This is a genomic window from uncultured Exiguobacterium sp., from assembly GCF_964277885.1.
In the GTDB taxonomy this organism is placed as follows: Bacteria; Bacillota; Bacilli; order Exiguobacteriales; family Exiguobacteriaceae; genus Exiguobacterium_A.
On record NZ_CAXYJR010000005.1, the window covers coordinates 966,081 to 983,143 of the forward strand.

Annotated in this window: 15 protein-coding genes; 14 read left to right on the forward strand and 1 reads right to left on the reverse strand. The window is 45.7% G+C overall.

Annotated elements, in window-relative coordinates; genetic code table 11:
• The first annotated feature begins 53 nt into the window (after positions 1–53).
• From ACHWTJ_RS06545 to ACHWTJ_RS06580, 8 genes are all read left to right on the forward strand, one after another.
• Positions 54–1,718 carry a ribonuclease J gene (locus ACHWTJ_RS06545; RefSeq protein ID WP_294740925.1) on the forward strand — a complete coding sequence of 555 codons (1,665 nt, stop codon included), beginning with the start codon at positions 54–56 and terminating at the stop codon, positions 1,716–1,718.
• 68 nt (positions 1,719–1,786) lie between these two features.
• On the forward strand, positions 1,787–3,934 hold the full coding sequence (locus ACHWTJ_RS06550) for a DNA translocase FtsK (protein ID WP_294745682.1): 2,148 nt from the start codon (positions 1,787–1,789) through the stop codon (positions 3,932–3,934).
• Positions 3,935–4,264: 330 nt separating this feature from the next.
• Complete coding sequence (locus ACHWTJ_RS06555; protein ID WP_394679283.1) at positions 4,265–5,278, forward strand: BMP family protein; 1,014 nt, start codon at positions 4,265–4,267, stop codon at positions 5,276–5,278.
• 222 nt (positions 5,279–5,500) lie between these two features.
• A complete protein-coding gene (locus ACHWTJ_RS06560; protein ID WP_294740928.1) occupies positions 5,501–6,220 on the forward strand; it encodes a GntR family transcriptional regulator in 720 nt (239 codons plus the stop codon).
• 130 nt (positions 6,221–6,350) lie between these two features.
• The gene (locus tag ACHWTJ_RS06565; protein ID WP_294740929.1) at positions 6,351–7,424 is read left to right on the forward strand and encodes a BMP family protein; all 1,074 of its coding nucleotides are present in this window, start codon (positions 6,351–6,353) and stop codon (positions 7,422–7,424) included.
• A 66-nt stretch (positions 7,425–7,490) separates the two neighbouring features.
• Positions 7,491–9,020 (forward strand): ABC transporter ATP-binding protein, encoded by a 1,530-nt coding sequence (locus ACHWTJ_RS06570; RefSeq protein WP_294740930.1) that lies wholly within the window; start codon positions 7,491–7,493, stop codon positions 9,018–9,020.
• Complete coding sequence (locus ACHWTJ_RS06575; protein WP_294740932.1) at positions 9,017–10,087, forward strand: ABC transporter permease; 1,071 nt, start codon at positions 9,017–9,019, stop codon at positions 10,085–10,087. The genes ACHWTJ_RS06570 and ACHWTJ_RS06575 overlap by 4 nt, the downstream gene beginning before the upstream one ends.
• A complete protein-coding gene (locus tag ACHWTJ_RS06580) occupies positions 10,087–11,046 on the forward strand; it encodes an ABC transporter permease (protein WP_294745685.1) in 960 nt (319 codons plus the stop codon). Before ACHWTJ_RS06575 ends, ACHWTJ_RS06580 begins: the two co-directional genes overlap by 1 nt.
• A 131-nt stretch (positions 11,047–11,177) precedes the next feature.
• Here ACHWTJ_RS06580 and ACHWTJ_RS06585 read toward each other — a convergent pair whose 3' ends face one another.
• The gene (locus tag ACHWTJ_RS06585; protein WP_029342027.1) at positions 11,178–11,426 is read right to left on the reverse strand and encodes a ferredoxin; all 249 of its coding nucleotides are present in this window, start codon (positions 11,424–11,426) and stop codon (positions 11,178–11,180) included.
• 230 nt (positions 11,427–11,656) lie between these two features.
• On the opposite strand from ACHWTJ_RS06585, the gene ACHWTJ_RS06590 reads away from it, so the two are divergent.
• The 6 genes from ACHWTJ_RS06590 to ACHWTJ_RS06615 all read left to right on the forward strand — a co-directional run bounded on the left by ACHWTJ_RS06590 (position 11,657) and on the right by ACHWTJ_RS06615 (position 17,024).
• Positions 11,657–12,679 (forward strand): helix-turn-helix domain-containing protein, encoded by a 1,023-nt coding sequence (locus tag ACHWTJ_RS06590; protein WP_394679284.1) that lies wholly within the window; start codon positions 11,657–11,659, stop codon positions 12,677–12,679.
• Entirely contained in the window at positions 12,679–14,109 is a 1,431-nt protein-coding gene (locus tag ACHWTJ_RS06595) for a RecQ family ATP-dependent DNA helicase (protein WP_394679285.1), read from the forward strand. The genes ACHWTJ_RS06590 and ACHWTJ_RS06595 overlap by 1 nt, the downstream gene beginning before the upstream one ends.
• A gap of 43 nt (positions 14,110–14,152) precedes the next feature.
• Entirely contained in the window at positions 14,153–14,347 is a 195-nt protein-coding gene (locus ACHWTJ_RS06600; RefSeq protein WP_035407120.1) for a hypothetical protein, read from the forward strand.
• Positions 14,348–14,418: 71 nt separating this feature from the next.
• Positions 14,419–15,303 (forward strand): B12-binding domain-containing protein, encoded by an 885-nt coding sequence (locus ACHWTJ_RS06605; RefSeq protein ID WP_294740943.1) that lies wholly within the window; start codon positions 14,419–14,421, stop codon positions 15,301–15,303.
• 57 nt (positions 15,304–15,360) lie between these two features.
• Positions 15,361–15,951, forward strand: coding sequence for an adaptor protein MecA (locus tag ACHWTJ_RS06610; RefSeq protein WP_294740945.1), 591 nt, complete (start codon positions 15,361–15,363; stop codon positions 15,949–15,951).
• A 140-nt stretch (positions 15,952–16,091) separates the two neighbouring features.
• The gene (locus tag ACHWTJ_RS06615; RefSeq protein WP_294740947.1) at positions 16,092–17,024 is read left to right on the forward strand and encodes a D-alanine--D-alanine ligase; all 933 of its coding nucleotides are present in this window, start codon (positions 16,092–16,094) and stop codon (positions 17,022–17,024) included.
• The last annotated feature ends 39 nt before the right edge of the window (positions 17,025–17,063 follow it).

Sequence of the window (17,063 nt, forward strand, 5' to 3'; positions counted from 1 at the left end):
GTGATAAGTGGACGGCTCACGAAAAGTGAATATGAATTATAGGAGGTCATGTCGTGTCAAAGAAGAAGACGGAAAAAGTAAGCGTCTTTGCTCTTGGTGGCGCCGGTGAGATCGGTAAGAACATGTACGTCGTCGAACTCGACGAAGACATCTTCGTCATCGATGCCGGGTTAATGTTCCCAGGAGATGAGATGCTTGGAATCGATAAGGTCATTCCAGACATCAGTTATTTAAAAGAAAACAAAGAGCGGATTCAGGGGATTTTCATTACCCATGGTCACGAGGATCATATTGGGGCACTCAGTTACGTCTTGCGTGACTTGAAGGTACCTGTTTACGGAACACGTTTGACGCTCGGATTGATTGAACACAAATTAAAAGAAGCCGGTTTATTGAAAAAGGCAGATCTTCGTCCAATTGATGCCAAGACGAAATTAACCGTTGCAGGTCATTTTATTACGTTCTTCCGGGTCAACCACTCGATTCCAGATGCGGTTGGGGTTTGTATTCAAACGTCTCAAGGTGCCATCGTTCATACAGGGGATTTCAAGTTCGACTACACACCGGTTGATGGAAAACAAGCAGACTTCGGGAAAATTGCAGCGATTGGTCAACGGGGCGTACTTTGCTTACTGTCTGACTCTACGAATGCAGAGCGACCAGGAATGTCTGGATCAGAATCAATCGTCGGTTCTGAACTGAACGACGTCATTTATGAGGCACCAGGTCGTGTCATCGTCGCTTCATTCGCTTCGAATATTCATCGTCTACAACAAGTATTTGCAGCAGCAGAAGCTAACAATCGTAAAGTAGCAGTCGTTGGTCGTAGCATGGTCAATAACGTCGAAGTGGCACAGCGTTTGAATTACTTACGCTTCAAACAGAAAACATTGATTGATCTATCTGACATCAACCGCCTCGACGATAATCAAGTCGTCATCTTGACGACAGGATCACAAGGTGAGCCGATGGCAGCCTTGACACGAATGGCACGTAACGCACATAAGCAAGTCAATATTCGCTTAAACGATACGGTCGTCGTTGCGGCTTCGCCGATTCCGGGTAACGAAAAGTCGGTTTCGAAAACGATCGATCTCTTATTCCGCGCGGGTGCGAATGTCATTTACAACCAACGGAAAGTACACGTGTCCGGTCACGGTCATGCGGAAGATCTGAAATTGATGCTCAACTTGATCAAACCGAAATTCTTCCTACCGATTCATGGAGAATTCCGGATGCAAAAGGCACACAGTCGTCTCGCACAGACGGTTGGCGTCAATTCGAACAATATCTTCATCATCGAGAATGGGGATGTCGTTGAGTTCGAGAAGCGCAAAGCACGAATGTCACGCAAAGTGAACGCTGGAAACGTCTTGATTGACGGAATCGGTGTGGGTGATGTCGGAAACATCGTCCTTCGTGATCGTCGCTTGTTATCGCAAGACGGTGTCGTCCTTTGTGTCATTACGATCAGCCGGAAAAACAAAACGATTGTTTCGGGACCGGAAATCATCTCTCGCGGATTCGTCTACATGCGAGAATCAGAGGATATGATCAATGAAGCGAACCGAATCGTTGCGAAACAACTACAAGGTAAATTAAACGGAGAATTGGATTGGACGGAAATGAAGTCGTTGATTCGAGATAAACTGAGTGCTTATCTCTATGAACAGACGAAACGCCGCCCGATGATTCTTCCAATCATCATGGAGATTTAACAAACGAGCGGCTCAGATTGACCAATACCTGGTCCACTGAGCCGTTTTTTTATCAGGGGGGATGACATATGGCGACGACGAAACGAAAACCCGTACGAAAAAAAACGCCGCCACGGAAACGACCGGCAGCGAAGAAACAACGCCAGCCGATTGCGTATCGTACATATGCGACTATCATCGCTATCGTCTCATTACTAGCTTTCGTTCTCGCTTTTGGAGAGTTCGGAAAAGTCGGATTAACGCTAGCTGGTGGAGGAGAACGGTTAATCGGTCAGTTCGGTTCCTTACTGTATGGTGGAATCGGTGCTGTGCTACTCTTGTTACTCTCGAATGCGACACGTGCTCAGAAATGGGCATGGTCGATGCTACTGATGGGTTCACTCGTCTGGATCGATCTAATACTCGGAGCACCACGTGGTCTTCTTAATGGATGGCTCTATCAAAACGCAGCTTATTATATATCGAGCGCGGGTGCCTTCTTGATTGGTCTCTTCTTCATCGGAACGGCTGTTCATATCCTACGCCCATCGTTTTATGGAGAGCTGTGGCTTGGGCTTCGGGAACGTGCAGAAGAGTTTCGCAATCGTGAACGAACACCACGTCCTCGTGTTGAAAAAGAGTTGAAAGCGAAACCGGTTCGTGAGAAAAGACCGAAGACGTTGCGACCAGCAACTGTCGAGGAACCGATCGAAACGGAACAAGAAGCAGAAGATCCATCCGTCAATATTCAAGACGTTCCAATCATCGGTTTCACGGATCACGTTGAACCGCAAGCAGCGGAGACACAAGGACCGTTGACGATGACAGAGACACCCGACGGTTATCAATTACCGTCGCTTGATTTGTTAGCAGAACCGACATCAAAAGACTTGTCCGGGGAGAACAAACGACTGAAGGACAATGCGACGAAATTGATTGCGACTTTAAAATCGTTCGGGATTGGAGCAAAGGTCTTAAAAATTCACTTAGGACCAAGTGTTACGAAGTACGAGATTGAACCAAAACAAGGAATCAAGCTGAGTCGAATCACGGGACTCGCTGATGATTTGGCGCTAGCATTAGCCGCAAAAGATATCCGGATCGAAGCACCGATTCCGGGGAAAGCGGCTGTTGGAATTGAGGTGCCGAACCGGGAAGTCGCGATGGTATCTCTCCGAGAAGTACTAGGAGCGGAAAGTGTTCAATCGGACAGCGATCGTTTACTCGTCGCACTTGGACGAAGCATCTCTGGTGAGACGGTGACAGCAAAATTGAATAAGATGCCACACGTCTTAGTTGCTGGGTCGACCGGTTCTGGTAAATCAGTCTGTATTAACGGAATGATTGTGTCGATTTTGATGCGGGCACGACCAGATGAAGTGCGCTTGATGATGATTGATCCGAAAATGGTCGAATTAAACGTTTATAACGGTATTCCACATCTCTTAGCACCGGTCGTCACCGATCCGAAAAAAGCGGCGCAGGCATTAAAACAGGTTGTCTCGGAAATGGAACGTCGTTATGAGATCTTTAGTCAAAACGGAGCGCGCAACATCGAAGGCTACAATGCACTAATCGATAAGATGAATGCGGAAGAAAAGGTACACCAACGACTACCTTACATCGTCGTTATCGTCGATGAGTTAGCTGACTTGATGATGGTCGCGTCAAACGAAGTCGAAGATGCGATCATGCGTCTTGCGCAAATGGCGCGAGCAGCAGGAATTCATATGGTCATCGCGACCCAGCGACCAAGTGTTGATATCATCACCGGTGTCATCAAAGCGAATATCCCGTCGCGGATCGCCTTCAGTGTATCGAGTGCGACCGACTCGCGGACGATTCTTGATACAGGAGGTGCGGATAAGCTACTCGGACGAGGGGATATGTTATTGCTTGGTAACGGCATGAACAAACCCGTCCGTGTACAAGGTGCGTTCCTATCAGACGAAGAAGTCGAGAAGGTCGTCAATCATGTCATCAGTCAACAAAAAGCGCAGTATGTTGAAGCGATGATTCCAAAAGATGTACCGGAAGGTGAAACAGAGGTCGATGACTCACTCTATGATGAAGTCGTCCAGTTTATTCTGACACAAGAGACGGCATCAACGTCAATGATTCAACGGAAGTATCGCATCGGCTACAATCGAGCTGCGCGGTTGATTGATGCGTTAGAAGAAAACGGTCTGATTGGTCCTTCGGAAGGATCAAAACCACGTCGCGTCATGGGACGTTAATCAAGTAGAAGGGAAGTCATGGGATATTCCAAGGCTTCCTTTTCTTTTCTAAAAAAATGTATAAATAAGAATCGGTATCACGAAAAAAGAAAAGACAGATGAAAAAAGACACGATGATTTTGCATTAATAGAAATGACTGGAAAATTTAATGAATGTCTCAAAAATAAAATCGCTTTCATGAAAATAGTTGTCAGACGTCTGTTGATTTTCAGTATTCTTTTTGGCATACTCAGACATATGAGTGACCGACCTTCAACAGAGGGCTGGGAGCGACTTTTTCACAAATAGATAATGAAAGCGCTCTCATAAAAGTAGAGGAGATGGATGGGATGAAGAAAAAACAGGTAATCGTATCGATGATGTCAGTAGCAACAGTTGGTCTTGCAGCCTGCGGTGGTTCAGGTGAGAAAGCTGACCCAAAAGATCAGTTCTCTGTCGCTATGGTAGCGGATAAAGGTGGAATCGATGATAAATCGTTTAACCAATCCGCTTGGGAAGGTCTACAAGCGTACGGAAAAGACAATAAACTCAAGCAAAATGAAGGATTCTCTTACCTACAGTCTAAATCGCAACAAGATTATCAACCGAACTTGTCGCGTCTTGCACGTGGCGGAGAAGATCTCGTTTTTGGTATCGGGAATACATTCAATGAAGATATCAAAACCGTAGCAGATCAGTTCAAGGATACACAATTTGCAATCGTTGATAACGTAGTTGAAGGGAAAAACGTCACATCGATCACGTTCAAGGAAAATGAAGGTGCGTACCTTGCAGGGATTGTTGCTGCTATGGAGACGAAAAAAGATCACATCGGTTTCGTGGGTGGTATGAAAATGGACGTCATCGAGCGGTTCCGAGCTGGTTTCGAAGCCGGCGCTAAATCCGTCAATCCAAAAATCAAAATCGATGTTCAGTACGCAGAGGACTTCGCAGCACCTGAAAAAGGTCAAGCGATTGCAGCCGGCATGTACGGTAAAGGAGCAGATATCATCTTCCCAGCAGCAGGTGGTACAGGAAATGGTGTCTTCACAGAAGCGAAGAACCGTAAGAAAAATGGAGAAGATGTATCGGTCATCGGTGTTGACCGTGATCAAAAAGAAGAAGGTATGCCGGAAGACGTGACGTTGACATCGGTCATCAAACGTGTCGATCGTGCAGTTGAAGATACAGCAAACGCAGCGAAGGACGGAAAACTCGAAGGTGGTAAGACGATTCGTTACGGTCTGAAAGAAGACGGCGTTGATATCGTTCCATCTGAAAAAATCTCGAAGAAGACGATGACTGCGCTTGAAAAAGCAAAAGCGGCTGTCGTTTCAGGGAAAATCGAAGTGCCTGAGCAATAAGCGTTGAAAAGATTAAGGGCATTCTTAGGTAGAATGCCCTATTTTCTTCCATTATTGATTACGATATGAAAAGGGTTACAAAAGCGCCAGAAGTCAGACTTCTAACCTGTTACAAAATGATTGCAGGATTGTGTTGAGCGTCATATACTTATCTTGGCTGGAGTTCTCATACGTCAGAAGTCTGAGCACTGGTTACAACTAGATAGAGGATGGAGATGCGTCATGTCGATTAAACTAGATCATCGTTTGCTTTATTTACGTGTGATTGAAAAAATCAAGTCTGACATCGATGACGGCGTTTACAAGGAAGGCGAGAAGCTCCCTTCAGAGTTTGAACTTTCAAAGCAACTTGGCGTCAGTCGAGCTACTCTTCGAGAGGCATTACGAATTCTTGAAGATGAGAACATCGTCATCCGTAAACACGGTGTCGGTACGTTTATCAATGCAAGACCACCGTTTACTTCTGGTATCGAGGAGTTATACAGCGTGACAGAGATGATCGCGCGCGCAGGCATGATTCCGACCTCAGAAGTACTATCATCCGAGATGGTCCAACCGACTGAGCGCGACCGAGAACGCTTTCAACTTGGTCCGGATGAATTGGTATATCGAATCGAACGAATCCGACTTGCAGGAGATGTTCCTGTCGTCTATTGTGTCGATAAGATTCCAAGCCATTATATTAAAAATGAAGAGCAGTTCACCTCTTCGACATCATTGTTTGATGCTTTAGAAAAAGAACTCGGACGACGTGTCACACATGCTGTGACGCATATCGAGCCGCGTATTGATCCGAAAATCGCTGAACAATTACATACGGACCAACCTCTGCTCGCTTTGCGTCAGACGCATTATGATGAGCTCGACCGTTCCGTTCTTTTTTCAGCGAACTATTTCCGAGCAGATAAGTTCGATTTCCACGTCATCCGTAAACGTGTGTGAGCCATTGTTTTAGGATGAATACTGAAAGCGCTTTCCGTCAAAACCTACGTAACGCTCCTCATCGCCAGCCTCAGGTGCTAGACGTAGTCTTGAACTTTGTATGACCATATTCGAAAGGGGATTTTTCCAGATGAAAAAGAAGTCACTTCTCGCATTAGCAGCAACAGGTTTAGCAATGAGTTCCGTCCTTGCAGCATGTGGTGGCAACGACGATTCGAAAGATTCAGGTAGCGGTAGCAAATCAGAAGGCTTTAAAGTAGGTATGGTTACAGATACAGGCGGCGTGGATGATAAATCATTCAACCAATCTGCTTGGGAAGGTATCCAAAAGTTCGGGAAAGACAACGACTTAAAAGAAGGTACTGGCTACAAATACCTTCAATCTGCGAAACAATCAGACTATCAACCGAACCTTCAGCAATTAGCACGTGCGAAATACGACTTGATTCTCGGTATCGGTTTCTTGATGGCTGAAGATATCGGGAAAGTAGCGGATCAGTTCAAGAAGAGCAACTTCGCACTCGTTGACCAAGTCGTCGAAAAACCAAACGTCGCGTCAATCGTCTTCAAAGAAAACGAAGGTTCGTTCCTCGTTGGTGTCGTTGCAGGTCTAACGACTAAAACGGATAAAGTTGGTTTCGTCGGTGGTGTCAACTCTGACTTGATCAAAAAGTTCGAAAGCGGATTTAAAGCAGGCGTTAAAGCGGCTAACCCAAAAGCGGAAATCGAAGTTCAATATGCAGAAGACTTCAACGCAGCTGAAAAAGGACAAGCGATCGCTTCAGGTATGTACGGTAAAAAAGTCGACGTCATCTATCACGCAGCTGGTGGTACTGGACAAGGGGTATTCACAGAAGCGAAAAACCGTAAGAAGAACGGTGAAGATGTTTGGGTTATCGGTGTAGACCGTGACCAAGTCGAAGAGGGTATGCCAGAGAACGTCACATTGACTTCAATGGTCAAACGTGTTGATACAGCAGTAGAGCAAGTCGCAAAAGATACGAAAGACGGCAACTTCCCAGCAGGTAAAGTTGTTGAGTTCGGTCTAAAAGACGGCGGTGTTGATATCGCTCCTTCAAAAGACAACGTTTCAAAAGAAGCACTCGACAAAGTCGAAGAGTACAAAAAACAAATCATCGCTGGCGACATCAAAGTCCCTGCGACAGACGACGAGTACAAAGAATACGAAGCGTCACTGAAATAATAATGAAAGCGGGGGTCGCTAGCATTGCGACTCCCCCTTTTAAACTAAACATGGGAGTGGATTTTCTTGGAATACGTCATTGAGATGCTAAACATCAGAAAAGAGTTTGGCAGTTTCGTCGCAAATGATAATATCACGCTCCAGCTTCGGAAAGGTGAGATTCACGCTTTACTTGGTGAAAACGGTGCCGGAAAATCGACGCTGATGAACGTCTTATTTGGTTTGTATCAGCCTGAGGCTGGAGAAATTCGTGTACGTGGTGAAAAAGTCAATATTACGAGTCCGAACGTCGCGAATGATCTTGGAATCGGCATGGTGCACCAACACTTCATGCTCGTTCAAAATTTCACTGTTACTGAAAACATCATTTTAGGTGCAGAGCCACGTGCAGGAATTAAAATTGACCGTGCATCGGCGCGTGAAAAGGTACGCCAGATTTCTGAACAGTATGGTCTTGCTGTTGATCCTGATGCAAAAATCGAGGATATTTCAGTCGGAATGCAACAACGTGTTGAAATTTTGAAGACGTTGTACCGTGGAGCAGACATCTTGATCTTTGATGAACCATCTGCTGTCTTGACACCGCAAGAGATCAAGGAATTGATTCAAATCATGAATCGCTTGATTGCGGAAGGAAAGTCGATCATCCTCATCACGCATAAACTGAAGGAAATCATGGAAGTAGCTGATCGCTGTACGACGATTCGCCGTGGGAAGTATATCGGTACGGTTGATATCGATGAGACGATGACACAGTCACGTCTTGCTGAAATGATGGTAGGTCGTGAAGTCAACTTTAATGCGGAGTATTCCAAGGCAACTCCACAAGAACTTGTTCTCGACATCAAGGATTTAGTCGTCAAGGACAGTCGTGGCATCAAAGCTGTCGATGGATTGAATCTCGACATTCGTGCCGGTGAAATCGTTGGTATTGCCGGAATCGACGGGAACGGGCAAACGGAATTGATTGAAGCCATTACTGGTCTTCGTAAAGCGGACAGTGGCGAAATCTTCCTCAACAACAAATCGATTAAAAACTTGAAGCCACGGAAAGTAACGGAATCAGGTGTCGGTCACATCCCGCAAGACCGGCATAAACATGGACTAGTCCTTGATTATTCGATTGGACATAACATGGTCTTACAAACGTACTACAAACAACCGTACTCAAAAGCGGGCATTATGAACTATAAACAAGTTATGGAGAAAGCCAAAACGCTCATCGAGAAGTTCGACGTCCGAACTCCAAGTCCAGAGACGTTCGCTCGCGCCTTGTCTGGTGGTAACCAACAGAAGGCGATCATCGCGCGTGAAGTCGATCGTTCACCAGATTTGTTGATCGCGGCTCAGCCGACGCGTGGTCTTGATGTCGGGGCAATCGAGTTCATTCACGAACAATTAGTTCTCGAGCGGGAAAAAGGTCGTGCTGTCTTGTTGATTTCATTCGAACTCGAAGAAATTCTGCAAGTCTCCGACCGGATTGCTGTGTTATATGAAGGAAGAACAGTAGCTTTCTTGGATCCAAAAGAAACGAACGAGATTGAGCTTGGCTTCCTGATGGCCGGCGGTAAGAAAGAGGAGGTAGGTCATTCATGAAGTTAGAGCGTTTTTACGGCATCCTCATTCCGATTCTTTCGATCATTCTTGGAATGGTCGTCGGAGCCATCGTCATGCTCATCGGTGGGTATGACCCGGTTGCTGGGTTTGATCAATTATTCTATGGTATTTTTGGTGAGCCATACAGCATCGGTGAAACATTGCGTGCGGCGGCTCCATTAATCTTCGCCGGTCTTGCTGTCGCGTTTGCCTTTCGGACAGGACTCTTTAACATCGGAGTCGAAGGTCAAGTACTCGTCGGCTGGATGGTCGCTGTCTGGATCGGAATCAAGTTTGATTTGCCGACAATTATTCATTTACCCCTCGCTTTGATTGGAGCAGGTTTAGCGGGTGCACTATGGGCATCGATTCCTGGTATCTTAAAAGCGAAATTCCACGTCCATGAAGTCATCACGTCGATCATGATGAACTATATCGCGTTGTACGTCACGAACGATATTTTACGTCACGTCATTGGTATCACAAATGAACGGACGGAGACAATCAAGGAATCAGCATCACTTGCGTCACCGTTCTTACAAGAACTCACGGATTTCTCACGTCTTCATAACGGGATTTTCATCGCAATCATCGCTGCACTCGTCTTCTGGTTCATTCTTTGGAAAACAACGCTTGGTTATGAACTACGGGCTGTTGGATTTAACAAGAATGCTGCTGAATATGCAGGGATGGGCGTTAACCGCAACATCGTCCTATCATTCGTCATCTCAGGTGTGTTCGCTGGTCTTGCTGGGGCGATGGAAGGTCTTGGGACGTTCCAAAACATGACATTGAACGCGTCCTTCACTGGTGTTGGATTCGACGGGATTGCGGTTGCCTTGTTAGGTGCGAATAACCCGATCGGTGTCGTGCTTGCTGCATTACTATTTGCAGGACTCAATATCGGTGGTCTGTCGATGCAACAGATTGGTATTCCACCAGAACTGATCAAAATCATTATTGCGTTCATCATCATCTTCGTGGCTTCTGGTTACGCGATTCGTCTCGTCATCGAGAAGTTCACGGTTAAGAAAGAATCTAAAAAAGCGAAAGGAGCCGGTCAATAATGGGCTTTCTTGAAGTACTCTATATCATCGTGCCAATCGCACTTGCCTATTCGGCTCCGTTGATCATTGCAGCGCTTGGCGGCATTTTCAGTGAACGTTCCGGCGTCGTTAACATCGCGTTAGAAGGTTTAATGGTCATGGGTGCCTTCACAGGTGTCGTCACGGCATTGACTCTATCAAAAATGGGCTTAGGTGCTGCGAGTCCTTGGATTGCAATGCTTATTGCGATCGTCGTCGGAGCAATTTTCTCGCTGTTCCTTGCGATTCCGGCAATCCTCTTCCGGGCTGATCAAACGGTCCTTGGAGTGGCAATCAACTTGCTTGCAGTCGGTTTTGCCATCTTCCTCGTCCGGGCGCTTTACAATAAAGGACAAACGGATTCGATTCCAAACCGGATCTCAAAAGAGAACGTGCCGTTCTTGTCTGATATTCCTGTGTTGAAGATGTTCTTTGCGAACGTCTACTACACATCGTATATCGCGATCATCCTTGCTTTCGTCGCATGGTACATCATCTTCAAGACGCCATTTGGTCTTCGTTTACGTTCTGTCGGGGAACATCCGATGGCAGCAGATACGATGGGAATCAACGTCACGAAGATGCGTTTCATTGGTGTCATGATCTCTGGTGGTTTCGGTGGACTTGCTGGTGCTGTTTATGCGACATCGATCTCACTGAACTTCAGTGTCACGACGATTCTCGGCCAAGGGTTCCTTGCGATTGCGGCGATGATCTTTGGAAAATGGAATCCACTCGGTGCCATGGGTGCTGCGCTCTTCTTCGGATTCGCTCAAGCGATTTCGATCATCGGTCAGCAGTTGCCATTACTAGATCAAATTCCGCAAGTGTATCTATTGATTGCACCGTATCTCTTAACGATCCTGGCACTCGCTGGTGTCGTTGGTCGGGCGGATGCACCAAAAGCTGTTGGTGTACCGTATATCAAAGGAAAACGCTAATTTTTTACCACTTCTAAACCGGATGTTGCCAAATGGCGATGTTCGGTTTTTTGGATGATTGATGAATCCATCACTTGAATAAAAGATCAATAAAAAAAGATGTTTCGCGAGGAAACATCTTTTTTATTCACTTATTCGAATTTTAACGCATCGCCTTCGAACGATTCATCTGCTACTTTGATTGAATCCGTCGGGCATCCTTCGAATGCATCAATCATATCGTCGAATAATGCTTCTGGAATTTCGGCAGTACCATTGTTATCATCAAGAATGACATATGCCAAACCCTCATCATCATAATCATAGATATCTGGTGCCGCTGCCCCACAAGCACCACAAGCGATGCAAGTATCTTTGTCGACAATCGTAAATTTAGCCATTGAACGGTCTCCTCTCTATACGAAAACATTATTGAAACACGCTGTTCTCATCTATATGTCATTGTATCGGACTCATCGTTGCATTTCAATGACGAAGCGTAAGTGACAACAGAAAATGTATATATCATCACATGCCCGCAAACCGTATGTCTAAAACGTAACGAAAAGAAAAAGGAAGGGAAATCTTCTTCCAATCGATAAACCATATACATTCGAAGGGAGCGTGACGTATGGAAATTTCTTTACTGGAGCGCATTTTTCTGGAATCGATTCAACGTCTTCGAGACGAACGCTCAGACCGAAGCCTTTATCATGTGTTTCAGGGGAAAAAGTCAGCAACTTCTCTGCAAGATGCTCATTTTTATGATTTGGAGTCGACGTTCGGTACTGTATTAGTCAGTAAACAGCGATTTGAGTCAGTTTTAACGGAGCTTGCTCAAAAGAAGTGGATTGAACGGCAGGAGACACTTCGGCTGACGAGCGAGGGTGCTCGACTAGTTAGACAAACAGATGAAGTAATCATCGACCAACTTGGTGGTGAACTTCGCGGATATACTGAAATGATGTGGAAACGACTCAGTCTTCTTGTTCAGACGGTGATTTGTTTAGAAGCGAAACAACCATTCATTCCCGTGCAACAAGAGACGATTTTCCGGGAATGGGTAAAAAGTGTTCTTCCAACCATCTCGAATCGAGCAGAGTGGTTAGCTCAGATGTATCAAGAATGGATACTCCTCCTTGAGCGCTTATCGGAACGAGATGCGACTTTGATCAGTCATCGATTATCAGGCGTGCAAACGGGATGGTCGTATCCACAATTGGCACGAATGATGAAGGTGGATGTCGAGACGGTCCAGTTCGAATTTATCATAGCTTGGCGTAGATGCATCAATGACTTAAGCAATACACCGCTCATACAACAAATCGGAGCCGACCTCCATACACCGAAGATGACACAGTCTGCTCAAACGACTTGGGAATTATTACAACAAGGACTCACTGTTGAAGACGTCGCGGTCAGAAGACGTCTAAAAAATAGCACGATGGAAGACCATCTTGTTGAAATTGCAATGTATGCGTCCACTTTTCCGTTAGATCAATTTGTCGGTGTGGCACAACAAGAAGAAATTCGACATATCGCGCAGCAACTCAAGACTTTCGCGCTTAAGCGAATCAAAAGCGCGATGCAATCAGACGTGTCCTATTTTCAAATTCGATTAGTCTTAGCTCGTAGTAAATGGGAGGGAAGTTAATGGAAGCGTTATTGCATCGACACTTCGGTTATGAATCGTTTCGACCTGGACAACGCGAAATCATCGAATCCATCTTGAATGGAACGGATACGTTAGCCATCCTACCGACAGGCGGAGGAAAGTCTGTTTGTTATCAGTTTCCTTCGTATGTAAAAGGCGAGGGACTGACATTGATTTTGTCTCCGCTGCTTTCTTTGATTGAGGATCAAGTCATGCAAATCAAACGTCGAGGAGAACGTTCTGTCGCGAAATTGACATCGGTTGAGACACGTGAAGAAAAAGAGCAAATCTTGTCCGTGCTCGAACATCTACGGTACCTTTACTTATCACCGGAACAACTCGCATTACCGCAAATACGAGCTCGTTTGAAACAGGTCAACATCGCGCTATTCGTCGTCGATGAAGCCCATTGTATCTCACAGTGGGGACACGAGTTTCGACCAGAATATGCAAGGCTTGGACAACTTCGACGGGAACTAGGTTTTCCACAGTGCCTCGCCTTAACCGCAACAGCGACTCAAGCTGTCGAACGGGATATTCGAACACAATTGCAGATGCGAGAACCGCAAGTTATCCGTCGTTCCGTTAATCGACCCGAAATCCAGTACATCGTGGATCGAGTCGGTCGAGAAAAAAAAGACGCAGCACTCGAGCGTTGGATGACGCGTATCGTTCGTCCGTGCGTCATCTATACGACAACGCGTAAAGAAGCGGAACGGATTGCAGGAATCATTGAAGGGGCAACGTACTATCATGCTGGACTAACAATGGAAGACCGTCAGCTTGTTCAACAACAATTTCTTCATGATGAAATGGACTGTCTCGTTTGCACGAGCGCGTTTGGAATGGGTGTTGATAAAGGAAACGTTCGAACGGTCATCCATCATACGATGCCGGCGACACTTGAAGCTTATATGCAGGAAATCGGACGTGCCGGTCGGGACGGAAAAGAGGCGACTGCGATCTTACTCTATGCTCCTCAGGATGAACAATTACAATCCTTTCTGATTGAGACGCAATATGCACCTGTCCTTTGGATTGATCAGCTACAACAAGGGATGAGACGAGGTGAGTCTTATGCGAAAATCGAGACTCGTCTACACTTTAATCCGGAAGATCCGGCATACCGGTTATTGAAATCGCAACTTGAAAATGGCTGGTCGAAGGAACGTATTATTCAATGGCAGGTGGAACGAAAACAGCTCAAAGGACGAGAAGTCAGCCAGATGATGGACTATATTCACCGGAACGAATGTCGCCGTACGATGTTATTGCATCATTTTGATGAGCCAGCAGTCGTCCAGCCACGTTGTTGTGACATATGCGGTACGATTGAATGGCAGGATCCCGTGAAGAGTAAGATGCTTCAAACGGTAAATTGGAAAAAGCGTTTAGAACAAGTCTTTTTTTCATCACCAGATTCGGTGTAAACTAGAAAATATCCTTATTTTTTTCAAGAAAAGGTGATGAACATTGAGTAAACAAGATCAACGGCGGTTACATCAGAACGAAGAGGAGCAACTTTTACCACCACGTTCCTCGCGTATCGAACACGTTCGAAATGAACGATTGAAGCAACCATTTCGAAAAAATCCGCTAGCGATCACGCTGACGGTACTCATGATCACGATCATCATCGCCTTCGTCTCCATCGGTTTCATGATGTAAAGGCACATTATGAACGGAGATTTTTTTCCTTTCAGCGTATAATAGAAAGGAAGGGGAAGGAGGCACGATGCATGGATCGTGGGAAATACAATATCAAAGCAGTCGCTGCGTTGGTGGGACTCAACCCGACGACCATTCGTGCTTGGGAGCGGAGATATCAAGTGCTTGATCCGGATCGAAGTGAATCCGGACATCGTATCTACAGTGACAATGATGTCGCGAAGTTACGTTGGATCGTCGATAAACAAAAAGAAGGATTGTCTGTCTCTAAAGCAATCCAATTGTATGAGATGCCTGTCAATCGAGCAGAAGTGCCACATGATTACGGAGTCGAACTACGAGATCAGTTATTCCGTGCATTGACGAACTTTGAAGAACGGCATGCGCATGACATCATGAATAAAGCGTTCTCGATGTTTAGTTTCGATAAAGTTATTCAAGATATCGTTGGTCCACTCCTACATGAAATCGGATTGAAATGGGAGTCGGGCGAGATTACGATTGCGCATGAGCATTTCGCGACGGCATTTCTTAGAGCGCGTCTTTCGACGTTATCACTACAAATGCCGATCAATCCGTTCTTGCCGCGAATCGTCTGTGTCTGTGCACCAGAAGAAGAACATGAACTCGGACTACTCTTCTTCACACTCTACTTGCGGCAATCGGGTTTTGATGTAATCTTCCTCGGTTCTGGTATTCCAGTGCCAGACTTAGTAGCCGTGACGCATCAATTGCAACCGAAAGCTGTCATCTTATCGTGCACGTTACCCGATCATTTACCATTGCTTGATGAAGCATTAGAGTGTTTGATGGCTGATTTTCCGAATCTTGAGATTGGACTTGGGGGATATGCGGTCGATCAGCTTCCGGAACGATATGGGTCACATTTACTTGGTGCGGACGATCAATCATGGAAAAGTTGGTTAAGTCGACTCACTCCGGTTTCTGGTGTATAGTATGGTTCATAGCGAACGGAGACATCTACGTTTCCGGTTTTGACTGGAGGAGTCTATATGAGGTTTGAACAAATGAAACAAGGGCACCTTCGTGTCTTCATTACGAAGCAAGAGTTATCACTTCACGATGTCCGACCAGAAACGTTGGCTGTCGGAAAGGGACAAGCTCTATTGCGAAATTTATTAGAGGAAGCTGAATCGAATTTTGGTTTTCAGGCAGCAGGAACACTTGAATTTTTCGTTACGTTCTTCCCGAATGACGGCATGCTCGTTGATGTACGTCGTGAAGGTGAATTACCGGAAGAGATGAATGACGAATTTGATCAAGTCGAGATCCGTATGACGGTCGACATCGTCCATCACGTCTTGTACGCCTTGAATTCGCTAGAAGACGTCATTCAAGCGAGCCATGGATTATTACGACATATGTCGCATACGGAGACGGGCGGTAGTCTTTATTTCTTCGAAGGCAGCTATTATCTTTATTTCCAGGAACGAATGAACGACGCGCTCGAACGTACGGTGACAACGATTTTGTCAGAATACGGGGAACCGAGTCCGAAAAGTCCGCTCGTTATGGCTGAGTATGGAAAAACGATTCAATCGAAACAAGCTGTCGTTACGATAGCTGAACAATTCGACATTTAAATCATCAGGTGCGACATTGCCTCATCAAGGCGATGTCGCACCTTTTTATCTTCTACCAGAAGTGGCACCATTTTGTATTTTTTCATCGTCAGAAGGATGGTATGATAATCATTGAACGTAAGAAGAAGGAGTGAAGTAGGATGAAAGTGGCAGTGTTATATGGTGGGACTTCAGGTGAACGGGAGGTTTCATTAAACAGTGGAAAATCGATCATGGAAGCGTTAAACAGCAAAGGACATGAGGTCACGGCTGTTGATTTCCATCCTGATCGGGCACATGAACTCTTCCAGCTGGATGTAGATGTGGCTGTCATCGCTCTTCACGGGAAAATTGGTGAAGATGGACGCGTGCAGGCGTTACTTGAACTTGCGAATATTCCATATACCGGTTCAGGCGTTTTAGCGTCAGCACTTGCGATGGATAAGGCACGTTCGAAAGTTCATTTTGACAAAGCAGGTATTACGATCGCCCGTGATGTGCTGTTAGAGCGTGGAGAGGATATCGAAGCAAAAATCGCAGAATGGAATGGTCAATTCCCTTGTGTCGTTAAACCAGCGCAAGAGGGTTCATCGAACGGATTGACGATTGCACAAGACGAGACGATGTTACGCGAAGGGATTGCGAAAGCATTCGAAGCAGATGATGCGGTTCTCATCGAACAATTCATTAAAGGGCGCGAAGTGACGGTTCCGGTCGTTGGGCATAAAGGGGCAGAAAAAGCATTACCGGTTATTGAGATCATTCCAAAGAATGCCTTTTATGATTATGAGTCGAAATATGCCATCGGAGGATCAGAGCATATCTGCCCTGCCGAATTAGACGAAGAGACGACAGTCATACTTCAAGAGTGGGCAGTCAAAGCACATCAAGTCCTTGGTTGTGCGGGGTATTCTCGATCAGATTTCCTTGTACCTGAGTCTGGAAATCCAGTTATTTTAGAGACAAATACATTGCCAGGTATGACGTCAACGAGTTTATTCCCGGACGGCGCACGGGCAGTTGGTATCGAATATCCGGAATTGGTTGAATATTTCATGGAATTAGCGATAGAACGCCACCGTCAAATCCAGTAATCCAATCATTGATATCCTAGGAAAAGAAGTGAGAAAGCG